Here is a 26778-nt window from a genome sequence, read left to right as displayed (position 1 = left end):
ACGACGAGAAGGCTGGAGGTGCCCGGGTGGTCCTGCGCCGCGACCGGCTCTGGCTCGCGCTCCTGGTGCTCGGCGCCCTGTGCACCGCACTGTTCGCGCTGGACGTCGCCGCCGACCTCGCCTCCGCGGTGATCGGCGTCGTGTGCATCGCGGCCTGGGCGTTCGGGCCGCGCCTGCACGCCGTGCACCCGCGCCGCCCGTGGCGGCTGATGACGGCGGCCGCGTCGTTCTTCCTCGTCGGGATCATCGTGCGGGCCCTGCTGGTCGACCAGCCCGCACCGGTCGCGCAGATCGGCGACGCGTTCACCATCTGCGGGTTCGGGTTCTTCATCGCGTCGCTGGTCACGTTCCAGAGCCGGTGGGGCATCGACCGGCACGCGCTGGTCGACGGGCTCATCGTGTGCGTCGGCTCGGCGCTCGCCTCGACGCTGCTGTTCGTGCAGCCGGCCGCGTCGATCCCCGGCCGGCCGCTGATCGTCACCCTCATCGCCGGGCTGTATCCGCTGCTGGACACCGTCACCGTGCTGCTGGTGGCCAACCTCGCGTTCACCACGGCCAAGCGGCAGCCGTCGTTCATGCTGATGGGCGCCATGATGGTGCTGGTCTTCGTCGGTGACCTGGGCTACGCGATCATCGGCCGGCACGGGGACGTGACCGGGCCCCGGTTGATGGCACTGCCGTTCCTGCTGGCGTTCACCCTCGGCGGCGCCGCCGCGCTGCACCCGACGGCGAAGGCCCTCGCACGGGCCACGCCGCTGCCGATCCAGGCGTGGTCGGTGCCGCGGATGCTGCTGATCGGGCCGGCGGTCGCGACGCCGTTCGTGCTCACCGTCACCCTCAGCGCCGACACGCCGGTGAAGCGCTGGGCACTCGGCCTCGGCGGCGCCGCGATCGTCGCGCTGCTGCTGGCGCGGGCCTCCGCCGCGGTGCAGAGCCACGCCGCCGCGCAGCGCCGCTTCGAGCACCAGGCGACCCACGACCCGCTGACCGACCTGCCGAACCGGCGGATGCTCAGCATCATGGTCGAGCGGCTGCTGGCCGACGAACGAGGCGACCAGCGCGGCGACCGGGCCGCGAACGTGTGGATGTTCTACCTCGACCTCGACGGGTTCAAGCTGGTCAACGACTCATGGGGGCACCCGGCCGGCGACCAGCTCATCGTCTCCATCGGCACCCGGCTGCGGCACGCGCTGCCGGACACGGCGACGATCGCCCGGGTCGGCGGCGACGAGTTCGTCATCGTGCAGCGCTGCACCGAGCCGGAGGCCATGGCCAACGCCCGGCGGATCATGGAGTGCGTCGAGCACCCCCTGACGGTCGTCACCGCCGAGGGCGGCACCGCCGAGGTGGTGATCGGCGCCTCCATGGGGATCGTGCAGGCGCCCAGGAACACCCGCGCCGACCGGGCCGACGCGCTCATGCGCGACGCCGACACCGCCATGTACCGGGCGAAGGAGTCCGGTCGCAACCGCTGGACCGTCTTCGACGCCTCGATGCGCGACGCGGTCCGCGAGCGGGTCGAGATCGAGGTGGCGCTGCGCGCCGCCGTCGCGCAGGAGCAGCTCAGCATCGCCTACCAGCCGATCGTCGCGATGGACACCGGCCGGCCCGCCGGCGCCGAGGCGCTGTGCCGGTGGCAGCACCCGGTCCGCGGCTGGATCGGACCCAACATGTTCATCGCCGTCGCCGAGGACTCCAACCTCATCTCCGCGCTCGGCGCCTGGGTGCTGCGCGAGTCGCTGCTCCAGCTGGCCCGGTGGCGCGCCGGCGGCGTGGTCGACGACGACTTCTGGATGTCGGTGAACGTCTCACCACGGCAGCTCGGCGATCCGGCGTTCGCCGAGCGGCTCGGCCGCACGCTGCGGCAGACGGGGGTGCCGGCCGCCAACCTGGTCCTGGAGATCACCGAGTCGGTCATGGTCGAGGGCAGCGACCTGACCGAACGCGTCCTCGTGGAGCTGCGCGCCCTCGGCGTGCGGATCTCCGTCGACGACTTCGGCACCGGGTTCTCCGCGCTGGGTTACCTGCGCCGGCACCCGGTCACCGGGGTGAAGATCGACCGGTCGTTCGTCAACGGTCTGGGCACCAGCGCCGAGGACGAGGAGATCGTGCGGGCCGTTGTCGCGATGAGCAGCGCCCTGCATCTCGCGGTCGTCGCCGAGGGCGTGGAGACCGAAGCGCAGCGTGATGTGCTCCTTGCGCTGGGTGTACCCCTCGCGCAGGGCTGGCTGTGGGGCCGCGCCGTCGACCCCGACGCGTTCGCCGCCGCCTGGGCGGTCCGCGTGGCACTGCCGGCGGCCGCTCCGTCAGACTGAACGGATGACCGACACGATCACCGCTGAGGACGCCCACCTCTGGCTCGAGGAGGTCGACGGCGCCGACGCGATGGCCTGGGTCCGGGACCGCAACGCCGAGACCGTCGCCGCGCTCACCGGCGAGGCCCGCTTCGCCGAGCTGCGCGACGGAATCCGCGTCGTGCTGGACGCCGACGACCGGATCCCGATGATCGCCTGGCACGGTGAACGGGTCTACAACCTGTGGAAGGACGCCGCCCACCCCCGTGGCCTGTGGCGGCGCACCACCCTGGCGGACTACCGCGCGGGCGAGCCCACCTGGGACACGGTCCTGGACCTCGACGCGCTCGCCGCCGCCGAGGACGAGAACTGGGTCTGGCAGGGCGCCACCTACCTGCGCCGCGGCCCCCTCGCCGGCGACCACCGGGCGTTGCTGTCGCTGTCCCGCGGCGGCGCCGACGCGGCCGTCGTGCGCGAGTTCGACCTGGATCGCAAGGAGTTCGTGGCCGACGGCTTCTTCCTGCCCGAGGCGAAGAGCGACGTCAGCTGGATCTCGATCGACGAGATCTTCGTCGGCACGGACACCGGGCCGGGCTCGATGACGTCGTCGGGCTACCCGCGGCAGGTCCGCCGGTGGCGGCGGGGCACGCCCTTCGCCGACGCCCCGCTGGTCTTCGAGGGCACCGACGACGACGTCTCCGTCCGCGCGTCCAGCGACCCGTCCGCCGCCGGCGAGCGGGCCGTGATCCGCCGGTCGCTGGACTTCTTCCACGCCGAGCGGCACCTGCTCGCCGGCGGCGTGCTGACGAAGCTCGACGTGCCCGACGACGCCGGCGTCGACCTGCACCGCGACTGGCTGCTCATCCGGGTCCGCACCGACTGGGCCGTCGGCGGCGCCACCCACCCGGCCGGGTCGCTGCTCATCGTGAACCTGGACGCATTCCTCGCCGGCAGCCGGGACCTGACGACCCTGTTCACGCCCGACCCGCACACGTCGCTGTCCTACAGCGACTGGACCCACGACGGGCTCATCCTGGTCCTCCTCGCCGACGTGCAGAGCCGCCTCGAGCTGCTGACGTTCGTGGACGGGAGCTGGGAGCGCACCGTGCTGGGCGGCCTCGAGCTGGGCCAGACCGACGTGTGGGACACCAACGCCGACGCCGACGAGCAGTACCTGCTGCTGTCCAGCGGCTTCACGCTCCCGCCGACGCTGCGCCACGGTGTCCTCGGCGGCGACCCGCCGACCACGCTGAAGCAGGGCCCGTCCTACTTCCCCACCGACGGGATCACCACCAGGCAGTTCTTCGCCACGTCCGCCGACGGCACGCAGGTGCCGTACTTCGTGGTCGGCAACCCCGCCGCGGGACCGGGGCCGACCCTGCTGAGCGGCTACGGCGGCTTCGAGGTGTCGCGGGTCCCGTCCTACAGCGCGATCATCGGCCGCGGCTGGCTGGCCCGCGGCGGCACCTACGTGGTGGCGAACATCCGCGGCGGCGGCGAGTACGGGCCGCAGTGGCACCGCTCCGCGCTGCGGGAGAACCGGCCGCGGGCCTACGAGGACTTCGCCGCGGTCGCCACCGACCTCGTCGAGCGGGGCATCACCACGCGCGCGCAGCTCGGCATCGAGGGCGGCTCCAACGGTGGCCTGCTCATGGGCGTCATGCTGACCCGCTACCCGGAGCTGTTCGGCGCGATCGTGTGCGCGGTGCCGTTGCTGGACATGCGCCGCTACCACCTGCTGCTGGCCGGGGCGTCGTGGATGGCGGAGTACGGCGACCCCGACGTCGCCGACGACTGGGCGTATCTGCGGCTGTTCTCGCCGTACCAGAACATCAGCGAGGGCGTGCCGTACCCGCCGACGCTCATCACCACCTCGACCCGCGACGACCGGGTGCACCCCGGCCACGCCCGCAAGATGGTCGCCCGGCTGCGCGAGCACGGCCACGACGTCCGCTACTACGAGAACATCGAGGGCGGCCACGGCGGCGCCGCGGACAACGCGCAGCTGGCGTTCAAGTGGGCCCTGGCGTTCGAGTTCCTGTGGCGGACGCTGGCTACGGAGTGACCGGCAGTGCCTCGCCGCGGCGGATCGCGGCGAGGTGCTCCGGCGGCATGATGCGGCGGGTGGTGCGCCGGTAGCGCCACACCTGGGCCGCGCCGAGCCCCCACAGCAGATACTGGATGGCGAACGCCCACTTGTACGCCCCGAGCGTCGGGTGGGCGGCGCCGTCGCGGGTCTGCAGGTCCAGCAGCACCCCGATGCCGATGATCACGACGATGGACGCGGCGAACCCGCCGACGTTGACGATGCCGGTCGCCCCGCCGATCCGCGCCGCCGGGTTGAACGACCGCGCGTAGTCGAACCCGATCATCGACCCGGGCCCGTTCACGGCCAGGACCAGGACCAGGCCGGTGAGCACGGCGACCGGCGCCCGGCCGGGCCACAGCAGCACCACGGCCCACGCGAGGGCCGAGCTCGCCACGATGCCCAGCACGAGGGTCGAGCGGTGATACGGCAACCGCCCGCAGAAGTGCCCGACGACCGGCCCGAGGACGATCCCGCCGACGGTCAGCAGCGACAGCAGCAGCGCCGCGGTCGCCGGGGCGAGACCCTCGCCCTGGGTCAGGAACGGATACCCCCACAGCAGCGCGAACACGCTGCCGGAGAACTGCGCGACGAAGTGCGTCCACAGGCCGAGCCGGGTCCCGGGGTGCTCCCAGGAGCGCTTGAGGCCCTTGTCGGCGCTGTTCGCGTCCGTTGCCTGGGGTGTCGCCGCCTCAGGCGTGTCCTTCAGCGTGAACGCCACCAGGGTGATCGCGGCGGCGCCCAGCCCGGCCGCGCCGACGAACGTGGCCGTCCACCCCGCGTCGCGCAGCAGCACCACCAGCGGCACCGCCGACGACAGCGCGCCGAGCTGCCCGACCATGCCGGTGAGCTGCACCATCAACGGGTTGCGGCGCGGCGGATACCACATCGCGACGACCCGCAGCACGCTGATGAACGTCATCGCGTCGCCGACACCGATGAGCACCCGGGCCGCGATCGCGGGACCGATGTCGTCGGCGTATGCGAACAGCAGCTGCCCGGCCACCATGAGCAGCCCGCCGCCGACCAGCATGCGCCGCGACCCGAACCGGTCCAGCAGCACCCCGACCGGGATCTGCATACCGGCATAGACGGCCAGCTGCGCCACGGACAGCAGCGCCAGCAGGGACGTGCCGACCCCGAAGCGGTCCGCCGCGGCCACCCCGGCCACGCCGAGCGAGGACCGGTGGAACACGGCGATGATGTACGCGGTGAGCCCGATCGCCCACATGACATGTCTGCGCATGGCACCTGCGACGCTAGCGCCGCGCGGCGGTTTCCGGACCGGTTTGTGACGCCGCTCAAGTGTGGGCTTGCGGACACCCCATACGCTGTCCAGGTCCACTTTGTCTCGCGTCTTGAGGGCTCCCAGTCATGAGCGACCTGACCGCCACACCCATCCGGTGGGAGCACTCGGGTGACGGCGAGTTCCCCTATCACGCCGAGGTCGACGGTCGCACCCTCACCGTGCGGGTCAACGACTTCCCGGCGGAGCCCCTGTACACCCTCATCGTCGACGGGTCCGAGCTGGTCGACCTGGACGACTGGCCCACGGTGTGGCGCCGCCCGCCGGCGCCCGCGCACCTGCTGGACCTGATCGCCCGCCCGATCACCACAGATCTGCTGTGGACCTGGTCACGGCGGATCTGCGGGGTCACCACCGAGCACCCGGCGGAGGTCGCCGCGCTGCTCGGGCTGCCCGCGCCGACGCAGGACGACTTCGGCCGGCTGTTCGTGCAGCCGAGCCCGCCCGGCACCGCCCGGCTCGAGCTGTCCTTCGACCGCGCGGGCCTGTCCGCCGTCGTCATCCACTTCACCGAGCCGGCCCTCACCCGGGCCGAGCTCGACGCCTGCTTCGGCCCGAGCCAGGACCTGCCCCGCATCCACTGGGACTCCGCGCACGTGACCGCCCACCGGATCACCGCCCCGGAGGCGCCGCTGACGTGCGTGCTGCTCGCGTCGTTCAGCACCCAGCCGGCCCCACCGACCCGCGCCACCAGGATCACACTGCGCCGCGACCACCACTGACGGTCTCTTCGCCCTTCTCGGCGCCCTTGCCCGCGCCCGCGCCTGCTTCGGCGCCCTTGTCCTGTCCGGCGTTCGTGCTTTCGTTGGCGCTGCTGCCTTCCGCGGCGTTGCTGCCTTCCTCTGCGTGCTTGTCGGCCTCGGCGCGCTTGTCGGCCTCGGCGTGCTTGTCGGCCTCGGCGACCGCGGCGGCGACACGGGCGTTGGTGATCTGGAGGGCGGCATACCCACCCGCGGCGACCGTGAGCAACCCGGCCACCACGATCGGGGTCCGCAGGTCGCCGGCTCCGACTTTGGCAAGCGCACCGCCGGACAGCGCACCCAGGGGCATCACGCCCCAGGCGACCACCCGGTAGATGCCGATGGTGCGGCCGAGCAGCGCGTCCGGGGTCAGTCGCTGCCGGAGCGAGCCGTACACCACGTTCCACACCAGGATCGCCCAGCCCGTCAGCGCCCACCCGAGCGCCGCGACATACGCCGAGCGGGTGGCGGCCGCGAGCAGCAGGCCCAGCCCCGTGACGATCGCCGCGAGGGCCATCGTCCGCCCGCGCCCGGCCCGCGCCGCGACCCACGCGGCACTCTGGCTGCCGGCCAGCGCGCCGACCGCCGACGTCAGCAGGAAGAACCCGAACGCCGCCTCCGGCACCCCGAGCGTCTCCCGGGTCCACAGCACCACCAGCGCCGTCCCCATGGCGTTGGCGAACCCCAGCACGACGACCACGGACAGCAGGTCCCGATGCACCCGGTGCCCGCGCACGAACCGCAACGCCTGCCCCATCGCCCGCACCATCCGCTCCGGCTGCCCAGCCGTCGCCCGATACGTGCCGGGCAACGCCAGCATCAGCACCACCGCAACGGCGTAGCAGGCGACGTTGACCCCGAACGCGGCCCCCGCCAGCAGCGCGAACACGGCACTGGCCAGCGGCGGCCCGATGAAGCTCTGCGCCAGCAGCTCCGCGCCCAGCAGCCTGCCGTTCGCGGTCTCCAGCCGCTCCCGGTCACCGACCACGGCCGGCACCATCGAGCCGACCGCGTTGTCATACACGGTCTCGCAGGCGCCCAGCACCAGCACCACCGTGTACAGCAGCCACAACGACGCCCGATCGACGGCGACCGCGCCCAGCAGCACCGCGAGCACCCCGGTGCGCACCACACCGACGAGCAGCGCCAGCCGCCGCCGGTCATACCGGTCGACCAGCACCCCGGACGGCAGCCCGAGCACCAGCCACGGCAGGAACCCGAGCGCGGTCAGCACCGAGAACGCCAACGGGTCGCTGGTCAGCCGCGCGGCCAACAGCCCGATCGAGACCCGATACACCCCGTCGCCGAGATTGCCCGCGGCCACGGCCGCCCACAACTGGTTGAACCGCCGGCCGAGCCCCCGCTGCGCCATCTTGCCCACCTAACCGGACACCACGCCCCGACACCACCCGGAAATCCACGATCGTGAACCTTTACGCTCTCGGCGCAGCGCCGGCCACGGCGCACCGTCGCGGCCTCGTGGTGCACAACGGCTGGGTGGCGCATTTCGGTGAAAACGTGCAGCGCAGGGGGCGTCCACAAGCCCCCACCCCTTCACTTCCTGGCGAACATCCGCGCGACATTCGACGCCGGCATGGTTGCCGTCCACGACGCCCGTCGCCCAGACCGCCACCTGCCGGCGGTCGGGCGGGCGTGATCGAAGTCGTGCACGGGCTGTGCGGACAGCCGGCCCGCTACTTCGAGCACCGGGGAGATCCACTCCTAGCGCGCAACAAGCGGGCAAAGCGGCCGATCCGGGCGCGGCAGCACCGGATCGCGCGTGCCGGGCGCGGAGGTCGTTGCCGGATTTCTCCACAACGCGCAGAACCCGGGCACCTGAACCCGGACATAGTTCGGCTTGTCGCGCCACCACCCGCTGGGACCCCTGGACAGATCGACGTCGTGGACCGGCCGTCCGGAAGGGCCACGAGACGCTTCGATCCCGCCGTGCACGGGCATCACGACCGCGTACGCGGGCTACAGGATGCAAACGGCGGCGCGGCCGAAACGAGTCCTGTCTGGAAGCGCGGGTCCGCCATCACTCCGCAACCGCGAATGCCCGAAGCGCGCAGGCCAGCCCGGCCGTACACCCACCACGCGGACACGACCCGATGGGCGCCGTTCCACCAGCGGAAAGGGACGTGTAGGTGGCCGGGTCGCCACGAGCCCCGGTCTCTGACGAGCCTCCGGCTGACCGGGCCACCATCGACTGAAGTCGGAGCCCTCCCGCGCCCGGCTGATCAGCTGTGGTGCCCAGGCAGGGCGCAACGCGCAGTACGGTCTTCGGGTGAACGTCGTGCACGGGGTCATCACCACGGAAGGCCGGCTCGCCTGCTGGGCGGAGACGCCGGCCGGGCCCGGCTCGGGTCTGCAGCGCCGTCCGCGGCGGGCGGTCCCGCACCCGTTCGCGGCGCTGCCCCCGCTGGACGGCGAGGTGGGCACCGCCGATCTGGCGCTGCCGACGGTCGGCGCCCGTCCCGCCCCGTCCCCGGAACTGTCGGCCGCCGCGCCGGCGGACGCTGCCCGGACGATGCTGTGGACCGTCCCCGTGGTGCACGTCCCGGCCGGCGTCGAGCTCGAGCCCCTGCCCGTCACCGACATCGACGCCTACGAGCCCGAGATCGTGCCGGTCACCGACATCGACGCCCCCGAGCCCCAGATCGTGCCCGCCACTATCGGCGAGGCCCTCGAGCCCGAGATCGTGCCCGCCACGGACGGCGAGGCCCTCGCCGGCGGCCCTGGCGCCCTCACCGGTGGGCCGGCAGCGGGCCCGGGCCGCGGGTCGGTGGACGACGTCCGGCCGGGCGCGTCGATCGGCGCGCTCACGGATCTGGTGACCTTCGCCGTCGACCTGGTCCGGCGGGGTCGGGTCCTGCCCGACCTGCTCGACCATCCGATCGAGGCCCGCTGGCGCCCCGTGCTGTGGGGCGACGACGCGGTCACCTTCGAGGCGCTGTGGCGCGCGATGCCGGGGATCGCCTGCGCCGCCGGTGACTGGACCGCGGAGGAGGCGGTCCGGGCAGCGCTGGACTTTCAGGTCGACGCGCTCGTGCGGGCGGCCCTCGGCGACCGGCAGATCCTCGCCGAGGGGCAGGTCCGCCAGGACGGCACCGTCCGTGCCTGGCTGGCCGCGCTCACCGGGCCCGACCCAGCCCTGCGCGAACGCCCGACCACCGCGCCGAACGAGACCGCCGGACCGGGCCGCGGCGCCGGGCAGGACGGCGGCGGCAACGGGTGGCACGCCGACACCGCCACCAGACTCGGCCTCGGCACCGGCCACGGCACCGGCACCGGGACTGACACCGGGACTGACACTGGCACCGGCGAGCCGACGGGCACCGGTGGGCGCGTGGTGCGGGAGAGCACCGACGTGCGGCGGGTGCGCGACACGATCCGCAGGTGGACGGCGAGCGGGCGGCCCGCCGCGGTGCGGTTGTGCTTCCGGCTGACCTTCGTCGAGGAGTTCGACGACGGCGAGGACGACGCTCGGGGGCCGGCCCCGGGCGGCGCGGTGCGGGTGGACGACGGGCGGGACGCCTCCGGGTGGCTGCTGGAGTTCCTGCTCCAGCCGGTCGCCGAGCCCGGGCTGCTCGTGCCGGCGCAGGACGTGTGGCGCGACGCGTCCTCGCCGCTCTTCCGGTGGGTCGACTACCCGCAGGACGTGCTGCTGGAGGACCTTGGGCGGGCCAGCCGGCTCTGGCCCGAGCTGGACGAGGCGCTGCTCCAGGCCCGGCCGGAGTCCCTGCGGCTCGACACGATCGGCGCCTACGGCTTCCTGCGGCACGCGGGGATGCTGCACGACGCGGGCTTCGGGGTGTTGCTGCCGGCGCAGTGGCAGCGGCGGCAGGATCTGGGGCTGACGCTGACGACGCATACGGCGCAGCCGGCCAGCCCGGTGCTGCGGGACACCACGGCGAACCGGGACGCGATCGTGCGCTACCGGTGGGGTCTGGCGATCGGCGACGAGTTCCTCAGCGAGGCCGACCTGCAGGAGCTCGCCCGGGCGAAGGTGCCCCTGGTGCGGCTGCGTGGCCGCTGGGTGCACCTGGACCGGGAGCGGTTGCGGGCCGGGCTCGCGTTCCTCGCCCGCGGCGGGCAGGGGCACATGTCGGCCGGGGAGGCGATGCGGCTCGTCCGGCTCATCCCCGAGAGCGAGCTGCCGCTGCCGGTCACCGGCGTCGACGGGACCGGGTGGCTGGCGGACCTGCTGACCGGGCGGGCCGTGGAGCGCCTCGAGCTGCTGGACCCGCCGGCCTCGCTCAACGCGACCCTGCGCCCCTATCAGCGCAAAGGCCTGTCGTGGCTGGCGTTCCTCGACGGGCTCGGGGTCGGGGCGCTGCTCGCCGATGACATGGGCCTGGGCAAGACCGTGCAGGTCCTCGCCCTCGAGGCATTGCTGCGCGACCGGAAACGCAGGCCGCCGACGCTGATCGTGTGCCCGCTGTCGGTGCTCGGCAACTGGCGGCGCGAGATCGGCCGCTTCACGCCGGGGCTGCGGGTCGCGGTGCACCACGGCACCGAACGGGCGCTGCGGGACGACGTGGACCTGGTCCTCACCACCTATCAGGTGGCCACCCGCGACGTGGACCGGCTCGCGGCCAAGGACTGGGACCGGATCGTGCTCGACGAGGCGCAGCACGTGAAGAACAGCACCAGCGCCGCGGCCCGGGCGGTGCGGGAGATCCCGGCGCGGCACCGGGTCGCCCTCACCGGCACGCCCGTGGAGAACCGGCTCACGGAGCTGTGGTCGATCGCCGACTTCCTGAACCCCGGCATCCTCGGGCCGGCGAGCATCTTCCGGGCCCGCTACTCGGTGCCGATCGAGCGTTACGCCGACGCCGACGCGGCCGCCCGGCTGCGCCGGGTCACCCGGCCCTTCCTGCTGCGGCGGGTGAAGACGGACCGGGCCGTCATCGCCGACCTGCCCGACAAGCTCGAACGCCGCCAGTGGTGCAACCTCACCCTGGAACAGGCGACGCTCTACAAGGCGGTCGTCGACGAGCTCTTCGTCAAGCTGCGCGAGGGGCGGGCCGGTGACCAGCGCAAGGGCCTGGTGCTGTCGGCGATGACCAAACTCAAACAGGTCTGCAACCATCCGGCGCACCTGATGGGTGACGGCACGCCCCTCGCGGGGCGGTCGGGGAAGCTGGCCCGCCTCGAGGAGATCCTCGCGACCGCGCTCGACGCCGGGGACCGGGCGCTGGTCTTCACCCAGTTCGCCAAGTTCGGCCACCTGCTGACGCCCTACCTCGCCGCGCGGCTCGGCACCGGCGTCGAGTTCCTGCACGGGGGCACCGCGAAGGGCGCCCGCGACGCGATGGTGCAGCGGTTCCAGTCCGGGGAGGGTCCGGGGGTGCTGCTGCTGTCGCTGAAGGCCGGCGGGACCGGGCTCAACCTCACCGCGGCCAACCACGTCGTGCACGTGGACCGGTGGTGGAACCCGGCGACCGAGCAGCAGGCCACCGACCGGGCCTTCCGCATCGGGCAGCGCCGCGACGTGCAGGTCCACACCTTCGTCTGCGTCGGCACCATCGAGGAACGCGTCGACACCGTCATGGCGGAGAAGCGGACCCTCGCCGGGGTCGCCGTCGGCAGCGGTGAGGGCTGGCTCACCGGGCTGTCCACCGACGACCTGCTGGACCTGATGACGTTGCGGCCGGAGGCGGTTGATGAGTGACACCAGGTGGTCCCACCAGTTCATCGCCATGCTGGAATCCTTGCGGATGGGCACGACATTTTCCGTCGGCCGCCGCTACGCCCGCGCCGGCAACGTCCGCTCGTTGACCATCTCCAGCAGCGTGGTGACCGCGCTGGTGCTCGACGAGGACGGCGAGACCTACCGGTCCCGGATCGGCACCAAGGCGTTCACCGCCGCGGACTGGGCCCGCATCGAGCGGGCGCTGTCCCAGGAGGCTCGCTACGCGGCGAAGCTCCTCGCCGGCCAGCTGCCGCAGGATCTCGACAGGATGCTCGAGAGTTACGGCCTGTCGCTGTTCCCGCAGAGCCTCGCCGACCTCGTCATGGACTGCGACTGCCCCGGCTGGCAGAAACCGTGCCGGCACCTCACCGCCGCCTGCTACGTCCTGGCCGAGGAGTTCGACAACGACCCGTTCCAGATCCTCGCCTGGCGCGGCAAAGGCCGGGACGAGCTGCTCGAACAGCTCCGCGGCCACCGGGTGTCGGCGCTGAGCCACGTCGGCGACAAGGAAGCGCCTCAGCAGCACACGCCCAGCGCGGGGTTCTGGACCGCCGGCCCGAGACTGCCGAAACCCGCGGAACCGTTGCCCGGCACCGAACGACGCAGCGACGCCATCCTCGACCAGCTCGACCACCTGGGGCTCACCGCCGGCCGGTTCGAGGTCGGTGACCTGCTCCGTGACGTCTACCGCACACTCGGTTGCGGCGACGCCGAGCGAGACGGTACCGTCGAATCCAATCGCGGCTGAAAACGTCGCGGTCGCGGTCGAGAGGCGCTGCGACGGGCCCGGAAGGGTTCGCCACGCTCGGCCGTTGACTACCCTTGACCCAAGGGCGCCTCCTGTCACCGGGAGGTGACCTTAGGCTATGCACAAGTTCCTGCAGACGCGCAACGGGATCGAGTTCGCCGTTGCCGACCTCTCACTCGCGGCCGCCGGCCGCACCCAGATCCGCCTCGCCGAACACGAGATGCCGGGCCTGATGGCGACGCGGCGGGAGTTCGCCGACGCGCAGCCGTTGCGGGGCGCGCGGATCGCCGGTTCCCTGCACATGACCGTGCAGACCGCGGTGCTCATCGAGACGCTCGTCGCGCTCGGCGCCGAGGTCCGCTGGGTCTCCTGCAACATCTTCTCCACCCAGGACGAGGCGGCCGCCGCGGTCGTCGTCGGCCGCGACGGCACGCCGGAGGAGCCCAAGGGCACGCCGGTGTTCGCGTGGAAGGGCGAGACCCTCGCCGAGTACTGGTGGTGCACCGACCAGCTGTTCGACTTCGGTGACGGCCTCGGCCCGAACATGATCGTCGACGACGGCGGCGACGCCACGCTGCTGGTCCACAAGGGTGTCGAGTTCGAGGCCGCCGGTCAGGTGCCGCAGCCCACGGCCGAGGACTCCGAGGAGTTCGCGTTGGTCCTCGGCACCCTCGCCGACAGCCTCGCCAAGGACAACCGGCGCTTCACCAAGATCGCCGCCGGCATCCGCGGTGTCACGGAGGAGACCACCAACGGCGTCAAGCGGCTCTACAAGCTCGCCGAGTCCGGCGAGCTGCTGTTCCCCGCGATCAACGTCAACGACTCGGTCACCAAGTCGAAGTTCGACAACACGTATGGCATCCGGCACTCGCTGCTGGACGGCATCAACCGGGCCACGGACGTGATGCTCGCCGGCAAGCTCGCCGTCGTCTGCGGCTACGGCGACGTCGGCAAGGGCGCCGCGGAGGCGCTGCGCGGGATGGGCGCCCGGGTCGTCGTCACCGAGATCGACCCGATCTGCGCGCTGCAGGCCGCGATGCACGGCCTGCCCGTGGTGCGGCTCGAGGACGTGGTGGAGACCGGTGACCTGTTCATCACCACCACCGGCAACAAGGACATCATCATGGCCGCCGACCTGGCCCGGATGAAGCACAACGCGATCGTCGGCAACGTCGGTCACTTCGACAACGAGATCGACATGGCCGGCCTGGCCAGGATCCCCGGCATCGTGAAGAACGAGATCAAGCCGCAGGTCGCCGAGTGGACGTTCCCCGACGGCCACGCGGTGATCGTCCTGTCGGAGGGCCGCCTGCTCAACCTGGGCAACGCGACCGGACACCCGAGCTTCGTGATGTCCAACAGCTTCACCAACCAGACGATCGCGCAGATCGAGCTGTTCACGAAGCCCGACGGTTACGAGCGCCAGGTGTACCGCCTGCCGAAGCACCTCGACGAGAAGGTCGCCTCGCTGCACCTCGAGGCGCTCGGCGTGCGGCTCACCGAGCTGAGCAAGGAGCAGGCGGAGTACATCGGCGTGGACGTGGCCGGCCCGTACAAGCCGGAGCACTACCGCTACTGAGGCTCAGCGGCTCTCCTCGCAGAACCGCTTGAACCCTTTGAGGTCCATGTGCAGCCGGGCGTGCAACGCGGCGTCCGGCTGCCGCTCATACATCCGCACCAGGCTGTCGTCCAGCTCCGCGACCGCGACCACGTCGGTGGCGTCGTCGCCGGCCGCCGACAGCCAGAACGACTCGACCAGCGCGTCACTGTCCCAGCGGACGAACCGGCCCGGCTCGACGTCGGCGAGGACCGCGTCGATCTCGACCCGCCGCCCGCCGATGTCCAGCGCCAGGTGCGCCGCGGTGTCGTGCACCGGTGTGACGCCGAGGACCCCGGACATGAAGCGTGCGTATTCGCTGAACCGCACCAGATGCTCATACGCGGACATCGGCGACACGGCCACCCGCATGGTGTCCTGGGTGACGATCATGAGACACCACCCCCTTGGCAGTTCAACCGTACGCCCAGAAATGAGCAGCGCATGATCCGGCAGTTCCAGTGGTCTGACTACGACGCCGTCGTCTCCGTGTGGGCGGCGACGGGCCGGGACGTCGTGCCCCGCGCCGAACTGGAGGCCAAGCTCACCCGCGACCCCGAGCTGTTCCTGGTGGACGAGGTCGACGGCGTGGTCACCGGCGTGGTGCTCGGCACCTACGACGGCCGCCGGGGCTGGATCCTGCGGCTCGCCGTACACCCGGACCAACGACGGCAGAAGATCGCGACGCGACTCGTCGAGGAGCTCGAACGCCGCCTGGCGCACCTCGGCTGCCCACGGATCAACCTCATGGTGCTGCCGGACAACGCCGCCGGGCTCAGCTTCTGGCAGCGACTGGGCTACCTGCCGGTCCCGGACGTCCTGTGCACGAAGCCGTTACGAGCGTAGGGCGGCCGTCGCGAAGTCCCGCATTCCCTCGTCGAGGCCGACCCGGGCGGTGAAGCCGAGCTCCGCAGCGGCGCGGGCCGGCGACGCGACCACGTGGCGCACGTCGCCGGCGCGGTAGTCGCCCGTGACGACCGGCGCGGGCCCGTCCATGGCGGCGGCGAGCGCGGCGGCCATGGCACCGACCGTCGCCGGCCGGCCGGATGCGACGTTGAAGGCCCGGAATCCGTCAGGAACAACGCCGACGGCGAGGACGTTGGCGGCGGCGACGTCCGAGACGTGGACGAAGTCGCGGCGCTGCGCGCCGTCCTCGAACACCCGCGGCGCCCGCCCGGCGGCAAGGGCCGAGCGGAAGATGGCGGCGACCCCGCTGTACGGCGTGTCGCGGGGCATGCCCGGCCCGTAGACGTTGTGGTACCGCAGCGCGACGGCGGTGCCCGCACCGGCGATCGACCACGCCTGCACGAGGTGCTCCTGGGCCACCTTGGTCGCGGCGTACACGCTGCGGGGGCGCAGCGGCGCGTCCTCGTCGACGTCGACCGGCTCCAGCCGGCGCCCGCACGACGGGCAGCCGGGCTCGAACCTGCCCGCGGCGAGGTCGCCCTCGACGCGTGGGGCGGGTGCCGTCGGTCCGTGGGCGGAACATTGATAGGCGCCTTCGCCGTACACGACCATCGAACTGGCCAGGACCAGCCGCCGAACGCCCGCGCGGGCCATCCCGGCGAGCAGCACGGCGGTGCCGAGGTCGTTGCAGCCGACGTACTCCGGCAGGTCGGCCAGGTCGACGCCCATGCCGACCATCGCCGCGTGGTGGACGACCACGTCGACCCCGTCCAGCGCGGCGTCGACCGCGTCCCGGTCCCGGACGTCGGCCCGCGCGAACGTGGGGTCCGGGCTGCTGTGCGCGGCCGGGTGCAGCACGTCGAGCACCGTGACGTCGTGGCCGGCATCGTGCAGGGCGCCGGCGACATGGGTGCCGATGAATCCGGCTCCGCCGGTGACAAGGATCCGCATGCCCCGACGCTAGGCAGCTCCGGATCGCACCAAAAGCCGTGTTCGCGGTTCGTAATGGTTGGTTCGCGGCACGTAAGATCTTTGCCTGCTCACCCTCGGTAGCGTCCGATCCGTGCCAGATGTCGTGTTGCCTTGTCTCAACGAAGCCGCCGCGTTGCCGTGGGTGTTGTCCCGGCTGCCGGACGGCTACCGCGCCGTCGTCGCCGACAACGGCTCCACCGACGGGTCGCCGGCGATCGCCGCGGCGCACGGAGCCGTGGTCGTCCACGCCGCCCGGCGCGGGTTCGGCGCCGCCGCGCATGCCGGCCTGGAGGCCGCGACCGCGGACGTCGTGTGTTTCATGGACGCCGACGGCTCCTTCGACCCCCGGCAGCTTCCTTTGGTCGCCGAGCCGGTCCTGGACAATCGTCTCGACCTGACACTGGGCCGGCGCCGCCCGACGAGCGTCCGGGCGTGGCCCGTGCACGGCCGGATCGGCAACGCCGTCGTGGCGTGGCGGTTGCGGCACGCAGCCGGGATTCGGGTGTACGACCTGGGCCCGATGCGCGCGGCCCGACGCGAAGCGCTCCTGGGGCTCGGCCTGCTGGACCGCAGGTTCGGCTACCCGCTCGAGATGGTGGTCCGGGCGGCGGAGGCCGGGTGGCGCATCGCCGAGGTCGACATCGACTACGCGCCGCGGATCGCCGGCGGCCGGTCGAAGGTCACCGGCACGGTCCGCGGCACCGCCCGGGCCGTCCGGGACATGACGAAGGTGCTGGCCCGATGACCACGCCCCGGGTGCAGCTGCTGCTGCTCGCCAAGACCCCCGTGCCGGGCCGGGTGAAGACCCGGCTCTGCCCGCCGTGCTCCCCGGATCAGGCCGCCACGATCGCCGCGGCGATGCTCGCCGACACCGTTGACGTGCTCACCGCCGCCCCGGCCGCGAAGAGGACCCTCGTGGTCGACGGCGACCTGCCCGCGCCGCCCGGCTGGGACCGCCGGCCACAGCGCGGTGACGGGCTCGGCGAGCGCCTGGCCGCCGCGTACGCCGACACCGCGCTCCCGGGCGTCGCCACGCTGCTCGTCGGCATGGACACCCCGCAGCTGCGCATCGGGCACATCGTCGCGGCGTGTGCGGCGCTCGCGACCGCCGGCGCGGTCCTGGGCCCGGCCGAGGACGGCGGCTGGTGGGCGCTCGGCCTCCAGGATCCGGCGATGGCCCGGGTCCTGGCGGATGTGCCGATGTCCACATCGGACACCGGGGCGGCGACCCGGGCCGCCTTGAGCGGCCTCCAGGTGGCGACGCTGCCGACGCTGCGCGACGTCGACACTGCCGCCGACGCGTGGGCCGTCATCGGGGACTGCCCCGACAGCCGTTTCGCACGATCGGTCGCGGTGCTGTGACCGCCCCGATGGCCGTGTACGGCGCGGCATTGCGCCGTGCCGCCCGCGGGGACGACGCGGCAATGGACCTGGTCGACCCGGACGGGACCGTGGTCCGGCCGCTGGACGCCGGCGCCTGGTCGGGCCGGCTCAGGCCCGGCGACCACCGGCTCATCGACCGGTGCGCGGACGGCACCCTCGACCTCGGTTGCGGGCCCGGCCGGCTCATCGAGGCCATCGCCGCGACCGGCCGCCGCGCCCTCGGCGTCGACATCAGCCCGCAGGCGGTGCGGTACGCCCGGCGCCGCGGCGCACCGGCCATCCGCGGCAACCTGTTCGGCCCGCTGCCGGGCGAGGGCGGCTGGGCCTGCGCGGTCCTCGCCGACGGCAACATCGGCATCGGTGGCGACCCGGCCCGCCTGCTCGCCCGCTGCCACGCCCTCATCGCCACCGCCGGCAGCGTCCTCGTCGAGGTCGACCCGCCCGGCAGCCGGACCTGGAGTGGGCACGTCGCCCTGACCGGCGCCGACCGGACCAGCTCCACGTTCGCGTGGGCGTTCGTCAGCGCCGACGACATCACCGCCGTCGCACGCGACGCCGCGCTGCGGCTCGCCGGGACCTGGACGGAGGCCGGCCGATGGTTCGCCCACCTGACGCCCTGACCGCGCTGTCCCGCCGGTTCACCTCACCGCTGCGCTCGCCGCGGCTGACCGCCCACCTGGGACTGTGGCTCGCGGCGGCCTTCACCGTGTGCTTCGCGACCGGCCTGCTCAGCCACGCGATCCAGCACCCACCAGGCTGGTTCCATTGGCCGGCGCGGCCGGTGCAGCTGTACCGCATCACCCAGGGACTGCACATCGCGACCGGGCTCGCCTGCTTCCCGCTGCTCACCGCCAAGGTGTGGTCGGTGTTCCCGAAGCTGTTCGCGTGGCCGCCGGCCCGCAGCGTGCCGCACGCCCTGGAGCGGGGTGCGGTGGCGCTGCTGTCCGGCGCGGCCCTGTTCGAACTCGTCACCGGGCTGCTGAACATCGCGTACTGGTACTCGCTGATGCCGTTCGGGTTCGTCGGCGCGCACTACTGGACCGCGTGGCTGCTGATCGGCGCGATGCTCATGCACCTCGCGGCAAAACTGCCCGTCATCCAAGCGGCGCCGCCCGCGGACCGGTCCCGTCGTAACGTGCTCGCACTCGTCGGCGCCGCGGCCGGCGTCATCACCGTCGCCACCGTCGGGCAGACCGTCCGGCCGCTGCGGCGCCTGTCCGTGCTCGCCCCGCGGCTGCCGGACGTCGGCCCGCAGGGCCTGCCGGTCAACAAGACCGCGGCCGCGGCGGGGGTCGCCACGGTGGACGCCAGCTACCGGCTGCAGGTCAGCGGACCTGGCGGCCGGCACGCATTCAGCCTCGCCGACCTGGAGGCGCTGCCGCAGCACACCGCCACATTGCCGATCGCGTGCGTCGAGGGGTGGAGCGCCACCGCCGAGTGGACCGGGGTCCGGGTCGTCGATCTGCTCCGGCTCGTCGGCGCCGCCGACCTGGACCTGCCGGTCGCCGTCGAGTCGCTGCAGCCGGCCGGCGCGTACCGGACGTCCACCTTGGAGGCGGGACCGGCCCGGGACCCGCTGACCCTCCTCGCGCTCAGGGTCGGCGGCGCGCCGCTGCACCCGGATCACGGCTACCCGTGCCGGCTGATCGCGCCGAACCGCCCGGGAGTCCTGCAGACGAAGTGGGTCGGTGCCCTCACCGTGTTGTCCGCGTGAGGCCCGCGCTGCTCGTCGCGGGCCTCGCCGTCACCGGCTACGGCGCCTACGGCTGGCTGACCCACGACGGCGCACAGCCGTTGGGGCAGCTGGTCTTCCTCGCCGTCCTGCTCGTCACCCACGACTTCGTCGTCGTCCCCGCCGTCATCCTGGCCGGCGCGGCGCTCGCCCGCTGGGTGCCGGGACCGGCGCGCACCCCGGTCCGGGCGGCGCTCGTCGTCAGCGCGGCGGTGAGCGTGGTGGCGCTGCCGTTCATCGTCGGCGCCGGCCGGATCGCCGACAACCCGTCCGCGTTCCCGCAGCACTATGGCCGGGGGCTCGCCCTCGTGCTCGCCGTGGTGTGGACGGCCGCGGCGGCGTGGACGGCGGTCAACCTCAGGAGGCGGCGGTGACCGCCCGGAGGATCGCCGCTGCCGCGTGTCTCGCCGCGACGGTCGCCGCGGTGTTCCTCCCCGGCCGCTGGTACCTGCTGATGTGGGTGCCGTTCGCGGCCGGCGCCTACCTCGTGTGCCGCCTCGACCGCCGCGCCGCGCTGGTCCTCGTCCTGCTCGGCGGGGCCGCACTGCCCCTCGCCGCCGCGATCGAACCGCCGAACAGCAGCGACGACATGTACCGCTACGTCTGGGACGGCCGCGTCCAGCGCGCCGGCATCGACCCGTACCGGTTCCCGCCGTCCGCGCCGGAGCTCACGGGCCTGCGCGACGGTTTCCTGTGGCCGGACGCGTCGAACTGGTGCGTGCCGAGCGGCTGCACCCGGATCAACCGCCCGGACGTCCCGACCATCTACCCGCCCGTCGCCGAGGCCCTGTTCGCGGCGGTGCCGCCGGGCAACCGGGAACGGCCGATGCAGCTGACGATGGCCGCGTTCGCGTTCGGGACGGCGGCGTTGCTCTGGTACGCGCTGCGCCGGCTCGGCCGGGACCCCCGCCGCGCGGTCCTGTGGGCGTGGTGCCCGCTCGTCGCGCTCGAAGCGGGCAACAACGCCCACGTCGACGTGGTTGCCGTGGGTGTGGCTGCCGGTGCCCTGTTCGTGCTGGCCCGGGCCCGGACCCGGCGGGCCGCCGCGCTGGGTGGGCTGCTGCTCGGCCTGGCCGTCGCCACCAAGCTCACCCCGGCGCTGCTCGGCCCGGCGGTCCTGCGCCGGCGGCCGGTGACGGTCATGGTCGCCGCCGCCGGTGCGGTCGCCGCCGTCTACCTGCCGCACGTCCTTGCCGCCGGTCCCGCCGTCCTCGGCTACCTGCCCGGTTACCTGCACGAGGAGGGCTACGCGAACGGTTCCCGGTTCGCGTTGCTGAGCCTCCTGCTGCCGTCGGCGGTGGTCGCGCCGGCCGCGGTGCTGCTGCTGGTCGTGGCCGCCCTGCACACGCTGCGGACCTCGGACCCCGACCGGCCGTGGCGGGGCGCCGCCGTCATGGTCGCCGCCGCGCTGCTCGTCACCGCACCCGCCTACCCGTGGTACTCGATGCTGCTCGTGATGCTCATCGCATACGGCGCCCCCGCCGAATGGCTGGTCCTCGCCCTCGCCGGCACGTTCACGCAGCTGTCGTCCGACCTCGGTCTCGCGACGTCCACCGTGCAGCGCGCCGGGTACGGCCTCGCACTTCTCGTGATCGTCGCCGGCATAGGATCACGACATGCGTCTCGGCGTGCTGCTCCTCCCGACCGACCCGTGGCCGCAGACCGTCGCCCGCGCGCGGCATCTCGAGGCGCTCGGCTACGCACACCTATGGACTTATGATCACTTGTCGTGGCGGCGGTACCGGAACCTGCCGTGGCATGCGGCGCTGCCGTGGCTGACCGGGCTCGCCGGTGTCACCAGCCGGGTCCGGCTCGGCACGATGGTCACCTCACCGACGTTTCGCCACCCGGTGTCCCTGGCGAAGGAGGCGATGACCCTCGACCACGTCAGCGACGGCCGGCTCACGCTCGGGATCGGCGCCGGCGGCACCGGTTTCGACGCCACCGTGCTCGGCGAGGAGGTGCGCACGCCGCGGCAGCGGGCCGCACGGCTCACCGAGTTCGTCGAGGTCCTCGACGGGCTGCTGCGCGAGCCGGCGTACTCCCACCGCGGCGAGCACTACACGGTCGAGGACGCGCGGATGGTCCCGGGCTGCGTGCAGCGGCCCCGGCTGCCCCTCGCGATCGCGGCCGCCGGCCCGAAGACCCTGGCCCTCGCCGCCCGGCACGCCGACGCGTGGATCACCTACGGCGAGCCGGACGCGGCCGACCAGTCCCCCGCCGCGATCGAGGCCGCGGTCCGGAAGCAGGCCGCGATCCTCGACGAGCGCTGCGCGGAGATCGGCCGGGACCCGAAGACCGTGGACCGGATCTACCTCGTGGGCAACACCGAGGAGCGGCCCCTGGCCAGCGTCGCGGCGTTCGAGGACTTCGTCGGGCGCTACCGGGCGCTCGGCTTCACCGACATCGTCTTCCACGACCCGCGCCCGGACGACCCGGTGTGGACGGAGGACCCGGCGATCGCCGATGCGATCGCCGAGCGCCTCATCCGCTGAGAACCTCTACCAAAAAGCTCACCACGCGAACCGCTCCCGGTGCAGGCGGGCGGGCGGGACCCCGAGCTGCCGGGCGGCCCGCAGCACGGCGTCAGTCCAGGCGTCGGGGCCGCACACGTAGACGTCGTGCTCGGCGATGTCCGGGGCGAGGTCGCGCAGCGCCTCGGTGTCGGTGTAGTCGGCGTAGCCGGCCGGCAGCCACGAGCCGGGTGCGGCGCGCGGGCCGACGAGCGGGACCAGCCGGACCCCGCGCCGGCGGGCCAGCCACTCCAACTCGGGCAGGAACGCGACCTCGTCGGGGCGCCGGGTGCGGTAGACGAGCGTGGCCTTGGCGTGGCCGTAGGGCAGGTCCCACAGCAGCGCCAGCAGCGGCGTCACGCCCACCCCGCAGGCGAGCATGGTCACCGGGCCGCCGGAGTACGTGTCCGCGGTCATCCGCCCGTACGGCCCTTCGATGAGCACCCGCGTGCCGGCGCGCAGCGCCGCGACCCTGGCGGTGCCGTCACCGACGGTCTTGACCGTGATCCGGAGCCGGTCGGCGCGGGGCGGCCCGGACAGCGAGAAGGGGTTGCCACGCAGGGCGCCGCGGCCGTCGAGGAACCGCCACACGAAGTACTGCCCCGCGCGGGCGTCGAGCCGGTCGAGGTGCCGGCCGGTCAGGTACACCGACACGAGCCCGGGCGCCTCGGTGACGACCCGGTCGACGGCGAGCCGGTGCCGCAGCGTCCGCCAGATCGGCAGGCCGACCCGGAACACGACGACGGCGCCGGCCGCGGCCAGGTAGGCGCCCCACCAGTACGCCCGGGCCGCCGGTGCGCGGAAGTCGCTGCCGAGCACGAGTTCGTGCGGCAGGGCGAGGGCGACGCCGAGGTAGGCGTAGAGGTGCAGGAGGTGCCACGACTCGTACCGCAGCCGCCGCCGCACCGACCGCACGGACGTGACGACGACGAGCACCAGCGCGGCGAGGGCCAGCAGCGCCAGGATCATGCTGGGACCGGTGAGCAGCGTCCACAGCCGTCCCGGGTCGGCGCCGGCGCGGGCGGTCAGGGCGAGGACGACGTGCGCCAGGAGCAGCTGAAACGAGGCGTGCCCGGCCCACCGGTGCCAGCGGGCGACGGTGTCCCGGCCGTGGGCCCGCTCCAGCCACGGGATCCGGGCCATCAGCACGACCTGCAGCAACAGCAGGTCCGCCGACCACAACGCGGCGAGCCGCCCGGCGGCGGCGATCCCCTGGGGCGCCGCGTCGAGGCCGGCCGCCCACAGCACGGTGACGATCATCAGGCTGGCCGCCGCGACAATGCTCACGATGGTCGAATGTACGAATCACGCCCCGCCCGCGGCACTGGTTGTGAGCATGCCGACGATACTGGAATAAGCGTTATCGGATGCCCCCGGAATCGTCGCGGGAATACGGTTGAAAAACACCGATCGCCCCGCCGTCGACGGCGGGGCGATCGTGCGTTTCAGTGCGTTTTTGTGCGGTCCTGTCAGCCGCCGGCAAACTTGGGCTCGATGCCACACTTCGCTTTCGCGTCGAGGCAGATCTTCACCAGCGGGCCGAGGTTCTCCGGCTTCCACGCGTTGACGAAGTCGCCGTGCATGGAGGAGGCCATGCCGGAGGACAGCGCCAGGCCGTTGCCGCCGAGCGACTCGTAGTTGACCATGAACGACAGGTTCGGGATGGCGACCGGGTACTGGCCGGCGCACTTGCCGTTCTGGGCGGGTCCCATGTGCGACTTGTGGTCCGGCGAGTCGATGTGCTTGCCGTCCCAGCAGTCCTGGAAGACCAGCTGGAAGATGAGGTTGCCACCGGGCGCGCAGACGGGCCAGTTGCCGTCGGCGCTGCGGCCGGTCTCGGCGCTGCCGGCGCACCAGAACTGCCCGCCGGCCCCCTTCGGCGTGGCGACCTGGCGTTTCGCGTCGCCGTGGACCATCACCAGGCCGGGCGGGAAGGGCACCGTCACCGACGGGTCGGGCAGCCGCGAGCCGTAGTACACCCGGAAGCTCTTGATCTTCACCGGCTGCCCGTCGCGGGTCAGCTGCGGCACCCAGTAGGCGCTGTTGTCGCCGGGCGCGTTGCAGTTCGTCGACCGGTTGAACAGGTCGGCGGGCCTGGTCGCCGCGTCCACGGTCGGGCCGAAGAAGGTGTGCAGGTGTGAGGCCCCGGCGAGGCCGGGCAGCACGATCGGGTCGTCCTTCGCCTCGTTGGCCACCGCGCAGTCGGTGTGGAACTCCGCGACCCGGGTCGTGCCGGCCGGCACCGGCAGCTGCTTGATCGCGTTGAACGCGGCCAGTTCCCGCTGCCAGGCGGCCTGGTCGACGGGCACCCACCCGGCGGTGGCGGCACCACCTGACGCCGATGCCGACGCCGAGGGCGCCGGGGCGCTGCTGGCCGGCGGCGCGACGGTCGCGGTCGCCGGCGGCCGGGTCACCGGGCCGAGCGTGAGGTAGTTGATGTTGACGAAGTCGGCGGGCTGCGCGCTACGCATGACCGCGACGATGGTCTGCCGTCCGGCCGGGACGCTGCCCGCCCTGGCGGTGACGGTGGTCCACCGCTGCCAGCCGCCGGTGTAGGCGACCGGGAACGTGGCCAGCAGCGTGCCGGTCGGGGTGCCGAGGTGCAGTTCGATGGACCCGCCCGCCCGACTCTGCGCGGCGATCCGGGCGGTCAGGTCGGCGCCGCCGACGGTCACGTTGTCGAACTGCAGCCAGTCACCGTCGGCCAGCCAGCCGACGTTCTTCCCGCCGCCGGTGTCGGCGGTGTTCTCGGTCTTCGCGCCGGACTGCGCCGAGAACGACTCCGCCTCCAACCGGGCGGCCGGCGGGGCGGTCTCCTCGGCGCTGGCGGTGGCGATGTAGGTGCCGGTGGCGCCGAGCGCGAGGACGACGGCGACCCCGACGGCCACCCTCCCCCGCCGCCTCGTGCGCCCCGGAGGTCTGCTCGAACCTGATTCTTCTGCACGCATTGAAGGTCCTTCGTCTTGCCGTGCGCTGCAATGTCTGGGCACGTTGCGCAGGCAAGTATGGTTCCGCCGCGACACTTGATTCAAGACATAAAGGAAGAATTCGAAATGGTCCGCGACAACGCACCAGGTGAGCGGTTCCGACCCACTCGATTACACTTTTCCCGGACCCGTTTCCTTAATTCTTTCTTAGAAGTGCACCGGTCAACTGATACGAGGTAGCGCCGCGATCAGCGCGTCGAACACCGCGGGGTCGTGCCGGTCCGCCCTCGCCGCGGGCAGCACGGCGGGAAGGCCGTCCGGCGGCAGTTCCCAGCGCACCCGGCCGGGTGCGGCCAGCTCCAGCGCCTGGTACCACTCCCGCAACGGTTCCGCCAGCCGGACGTGCAACGCGAAGTTGCGACGTTGACGGGTCGGGTCGCCGTCCCGGCGCCGGTGCAGTTCCTCAACGGACGGCAGGGAAACCAGCACCACGTCGGCGAAGCCGAGACGGCCGGCCGCGATGGCAGCCCGGTTCGCGGCCACCTCGAGCGCCCACAGCTCCGGACTGGCCGCACCGATACGGACCAGCGACCAGGAATAGTGCAGCTTCAACGGGTCGTCGTCGCAGACGGCCAGGCCAGAGGCCCGCTCCCGCGCTACCGCGGCCTGCCACCGGCCGCAGTTCACCTCCGACCAGAAGGCAGCCTGCGCCGGCAGGTCCCCGTCGTCCGGTTCCGCGCCGGTCGGCGCGTACTCGGCGACCAGATGTTCGGGGTGGTGGCGTCGGCACCACGTGGTCTTGCCGGCCGCGCTCGGGCCGGTCACCGCGACGATCACACCTGACATTCTGCCCAGCAACCAGCGCGAGTCTCGCAACACCCTCAGCGCTGCAGCCGCGCGGTCCACTGGTGGCCCGGGTGCACGCGGGCGAGGAGCCCGGCGAGGTTCGAGCGCTGATCCGGGCTCAAATGCGGCACGGTGCCGTCAAAGTCGGCCTGGTCCTTGGGCCGGGCATGTTTGGCCTTGAACAGCAGGACCAGCTCGGGCGCCAGATACGGGATGCCGTCCGGGGTGTGCCGGATGATCTCGCGGTAGGGCAGCCGGACCGTGGGATCGCGCCGGCAGATCCAGGTGTCGCCGTCGTGGGGTTCGCGGAAGACGTCGAGCAGGTAGTCGCCGGTGGCCGGATCCCGCAGCCAGGTCTGGTGGGTGGCGGCCAGCACGTCCGGGGTGGGGTCCACGCAGATCCGGCCGCTGCCGACCGCGTCGAAGGCGTAGCCGGGGAACCGGGCGCTGACCTCGGCGAAGTCAGCGGCCGGAACGGCGATCTCGATGTCCCCGTGGGCTCGGGTCTGCTTGCCACGGAACAGATCCAGGGCCCAGCCGGCGGCCACGCACCAGGTGCTGCCGATCCCGGTCAGGCGCCGCGCGACCTCGGCCGGCGTCCAGCACGACGCCCATCTGGCGGGGAGGGCATCGAGCTCGGCTGCGGAAAGCTTGACGCCCGGCGGGTGGTCCACGACACCATTCTCGCAAGGCGCCGCCCCGGCGCGCGACGTAGGATGACGGGCAGTGCTGGTTCGCCCCTCCACCCCGAGGGGCGTCGTAAGAGGGAACCCGGTGTGAATCCGGGGCTGCCCCGCAGCGGTGAGTGGGAACGACCGCCGTCATGAGCACTGGGTCCGCGAGGACCTGGGAAGCGACGGCCAGTAGGAGACCGGAGACGGTCGCGCCCGCGAGTCCGAAGACCTGCCCGCACCGCGTGCGCGACCCCGCGCACGCCGCCGACGGCTGCGCGGGCTGGCCACGGGCGACCCGGTGCCGTTCGACGCCCCGGTCTGCCCACGTGCCCCTCCCGGGTGGTCGTCGACCACCT

Annotated in this window: 22 protein-coding genes and 1 riboswitch; of the genes, 14 read left to right on the top strand and 8 right to left on the bottom strand. The window is 72.9% G+C overall.

From position 1 onward, the window contains the following. The first annotated feature begins 26 nt into the window (after window positions 1-26). Window positions 27-2315 carry a putative bifunctional diguanylate cyclase/phosphodiesterase gene (locus Dsi01nite_RS33660; protein WP_203850359.1) on the top strand — a complete coding sequence of 763 codons (2289 nt, stop codon included), beginning with the start codon at window positions 27-29 and terminating at the stop codon, window positions 2313-2315. A gap of 4 nt (window positions 2316-2319) precedes the next feature. Then, window positions 2320-4359, top strand: coding sequence for a prolyl oligopeptidase family serine peptidase (locus tag Dsi01nite_RS33655; RefSeq protein ID WP_203850358.1), 2040 nt, complete (start codon window positions 2320-2322; stop codon window positions 4357-4359). Here Dsi01nite_RS33655 and Dsi01nite_RS33650 read toward each other — a convergent pair. After that, window positions 4349-5626: an MFS transporter gene (locus Dsi01nite_RS33650; RefSeq protein ID WP_203850357.1), complete on the bottom strand. Its 1278-nt coding sequence runs from the start codon at window positions 5624-5626 to the stop codon at window positions 4349-4351. The two genes, Dsi01nite_RS33655 and Dsi01nite_RS33650, sit on opposite strands and share 11 nt — an antisense overlap. Before the next feature lie 128 nt (window positions 5627-5754). Between Dsi01nite_RS33650 and Dsi01nite_RS33645 the strand changes: the two genes are divergently transcribed. Further along, window positions 5755-6408 (top strand): hypothetical protein, encoded by a 654-nt coding sequence (locus Dsi01nite_RS33645; protein WP_203850356.1) that lies wholly within the window; start codon window positions 5755-5757, stop codon window positions 6406-6408. Here Dsi01nite_RS33645 and Dsi01nite_RS33640 read toward each other — a convergent pair. Next, window positions 6383-7798 (bottom strand): MFS transporter, encoded by a 1416-nt coding sequence (locus Dsi01nite_RS33640; protein ID WP_203850355.1) that lies wholly within the window; start codon window positions 7796-7798, stop codon window positions 6383-6385. The two genes, Dsi01nite_RS33645 and Dsi01nite_RS33640, sit on opposite strands and share 26 nt — an antisense overlap. 915 nt (window positions 7799-8713) lie before the next feature. Between Dsi01nite_RS33640 and Dsi01nite_RS33635 the strand changes: the two genes are divergently transcribed. From Dsi01nite_RS33635 to ahcY, 3 genes are all read left to right on the top strand, one after another. After that, complete coding sequence (locus tag Dsi01nite_RS33635) at window positions 8714-12103, top strand: DEAD/DEAH box helicase (RefSeq protein WP_239136359.1); 3390 nt, start codon at window positions 8714-8716, stop codon at window positions 12101-12103. After that, window positions 12096-12872 carry an SWIM zinc finger family protein gene (locus tag Dsi01nite_RS33630; protein WP_203850354.1) on the top strand — a complete coding sequence of 259 codons (777 nt, stop codon included), beginning with the start codon at window positions 12096-12098 and terminating at the stop codon, window positions 12870-12872. Before Dsi01nite_RS33635 ends, Dsi01nite_RS33630 begins: the two co-directional genes overlap by 8 nt. A gap of 118 nt (window positions 12873-12990) precedes the next feature. After that, entirely contained in the window at window positions 12991-14451 is a 1461-nt protein-coding gene (gene ahcY, locus Dsi01nite_RS33625; RefSeq protein WP_203850353.1) for an adenosylhomocysteinase, read from the top strand. 3 nt (window positions 14452-14454) lie between these two features. Here ahcY and Dsi01nite_RS33620 read toward each other — a convergent pair whose 3' ends face one another. Continuing rightward, window positions 14455-14862 carry an SRPBCC family protein gene (locus Dsi01nite_RS33620; protein ID WP_203850352.1) on the bottom strand — a complete coding sequence of 136 codons (408 nt, stop codon included), beginning with the start codon at window positions 14860-14862 and terminating at the stop codon, window positions 14455-14457. 51 nt (window positions 14863-14913) lie between these two features. Between Dsi01nite_RS33620 and Dsi01nite_RS33615 the strand changes: the two genes are divergently transcribed. After that, complete coding sequence (locus Dsi01nite_RS33615) at window positions 14914-15315, top strand: GNAT family acetyltransferase (RefSeq protein ID WP_203850351.1); 402 nt, start codon at window positions 14914-14916, stop codon at window positions 15313-15315. On the opposite strand, the gene Dsi01nite_RS33610 is transcribed toward Dsi01nite_RS33615, so the two are convergent. Continuing rightward, window positions 15304-16326, bottom strand: a complete 1023-nt coding sequence (locus Dsi01nite_RS33610) for an NAD-dependent epimerase/dehydratase family protein (RefSeq protein WP_203850350.1) — start codon at window positions 16324-16326, stop codon at window positions 15304-15306. The two genes, Dsi01nite_RS33615 and Dsi01nite_RS33610, sit on opposite strands and share 12 nt — an antisense overlap. A gap of 112 nt (window positions 16327-16438) precedes the next feature. On the opposite strand from Dsi01nite_RS33610, the gene Dsi01nite_RS33605 reads away from it, so the two are divergent. From Dsi01nite_RS33605 to Dsi01nite_RS33575, 7 genes are read left to right on the top strand one after another with little or no spacing between them, the layout of a single operon-like run. Then, window positions 16439-17092 (top strand): glycosyltransferase family 2 protein, encoded by a 654-nt coding sequence (locus tag Dsi01nite_RS33605; RefSeq protein ID WP_203850349.1) that lies wholly within the window; start codon window positions 16439-16441, stop codon window positions 17090-17092. Continuing rightward, window positions 17089-17709, top strand: a complete 621-nt coding sequence (locus Dsi01nite_RS33600; RefSeq protein ID WP_203850348.1) for a TIGR04282 family arsenosugar biosynthesis glycosyltransferase — start codon at window positions 17089-17091, stop codon at window positions 17707-17709. Before Dsi01nite_RS33605 ends, Dsi01nite_RS33600 begins: the two co-directional genes overlap by 4 nt. Beyond that, complete coding sequence (locus Dsi01nite_RS33595; RefSeq protein ID WP_239136358.1) at window positions 17706-18350, top strand: class I SAM-dependent methyltransferase; 645 nt, start codon at window positions 17706-17708, stop codon at window positions 18348-18350. The genes Dsi01nite_RS33600 and Dsi01nite_RS33595 overlap by 4 nt, the downstream gene beginning before the upstream one ends. After that, a complete protein-coding gene (locus tag Dsi01nite_RS33590) occupies window positions 18326-19444 on the top strand; it encodes a molybdopterin-dependent oxidoreductase (RefSeq protein ID WP_203850347.1) in 1119 nt (372 codons plus the stop codon). The genes Dsi01nite_RS33595 and Dsi01nite_RS33590 overlap by 25 nt, the downstream gene beginning before the upstream one ends. Continuing rightward, window positions 19441-19836, top strand: coding sequence for a hypothetical protein (locus Dsi01nite_RS33585; protein WP_203850346.1), 396 nt, complete (start codon window positions 19441-19443; stop codon window positions 19834-19836). Before Dsi01nite_RS33590 ends, Dsi01nite_RS33585 begins: the two co-directional genes overlap by 4 nt. Continuing rightward, a complete protein-coding gene (locus Dsi01nite_RS33580) occupies window positions 19833-21182 on the top strand; it encodes a glycosyltransferase 87 family protein (protein WP_203850345.1) in 1350 nt (449 codons plus the stop codon). Before Dsi01nite_RS33585 ends, Dsi01nite_RS33580 begins: the two co-directional genes overlap by 4 nt. Further along, the gene (locus Dsi01nite_RS33575; protein WP_203850344.1) at window positions 21079-21957 is read left to right on the top strand and encodes an LLM class flavin-dependent oxidoreductase; all 879 of its coding nucleotides are present in this window, start codon (window positions 21079-21081) and stop codon (window positions 21955-21957) included. The genes Dsi01nite_RS33580 and Dsi01nite_RS33575 overlap by 104 nt, the downstream gene beginning before the upstream one ends. Before the next feature lie 18 nt (window positions 21958-21975). Here Dsi01nite_RS33575 and Dsi01nite_RS33570 read toward each other — a convergent pair whose 3' ends face one another. The 4 genes from Dsi01nite_RS33570 to Dsi01nite_RS33555 form a co-directional block, all read right to left on the bottom strand. Next, window positions 21976-23262 carry a ferredoxin reductase family protein gene (locus Dsi01nite_RS33570; protein WP_239136357.1) on the bottom strand — a complete coding sequence of 429 codons (1287 nt, stop codon included), beginning with the start codon at window positions 23260-23262 and terminating at the stop codon, window positions 21976-21978. 182 nt (window positions 23263-23444) lie between these two features. Then, window positions 23445-24863, bottom strand: coding sequence for a DUF1996 domain-containing protein (locus Dsi01nite_RS33565; RefSeq protein WP_239136356.1), 1419 nt, complete (start codon window positions 24861-24863; stop codon window positions 23445-23447). Between the two features lie 261 nt (window positions 24864-25124). Beyond that, window positions 25125-25739: a hypothetical protein gene (locus Dsi01nite_RS33560; RefSeq protein WP_203850342.1), complete on the bottom strand. Its 615-nt coding sequence runs from the start codon at window positions 25737-25739 to the stop codon at window positions 25125-25127. Between the two features lie 44 nt (window positions 25740-25783). After that, window positions 25784-26422, bottom strand: coding sequence for a nucleotidyltransferase domain-containing protein (locus Dsi01nite_RS33555; protein WP_203850341.1), 639 nt, complete (start codon window positions 26420-26422; stop codon window positions 25784-25786). Between the two features lie 39 nt (window positions 26423-26461). Further along, window positions 26462-26673: riboswitch (cobalamin riboswitch) on the top strand. Window positions 26674-26778: the final 105 nt, after the last annotated feature.

It is taken from the genome of Dactylosporangium siamense, from assembly GCF_016862795.1.
GTDB lineage: Bacteria > Actinomycetota > Actinomycetes > Mycobacteriales > Micromonosporaceae > Dactylosporangium > Dactylosporangium siamense.
Note: the sequence above shows the minus strand (reverse complement) of the source record. Positions and strands in the feature narration are given on the sequence as shown.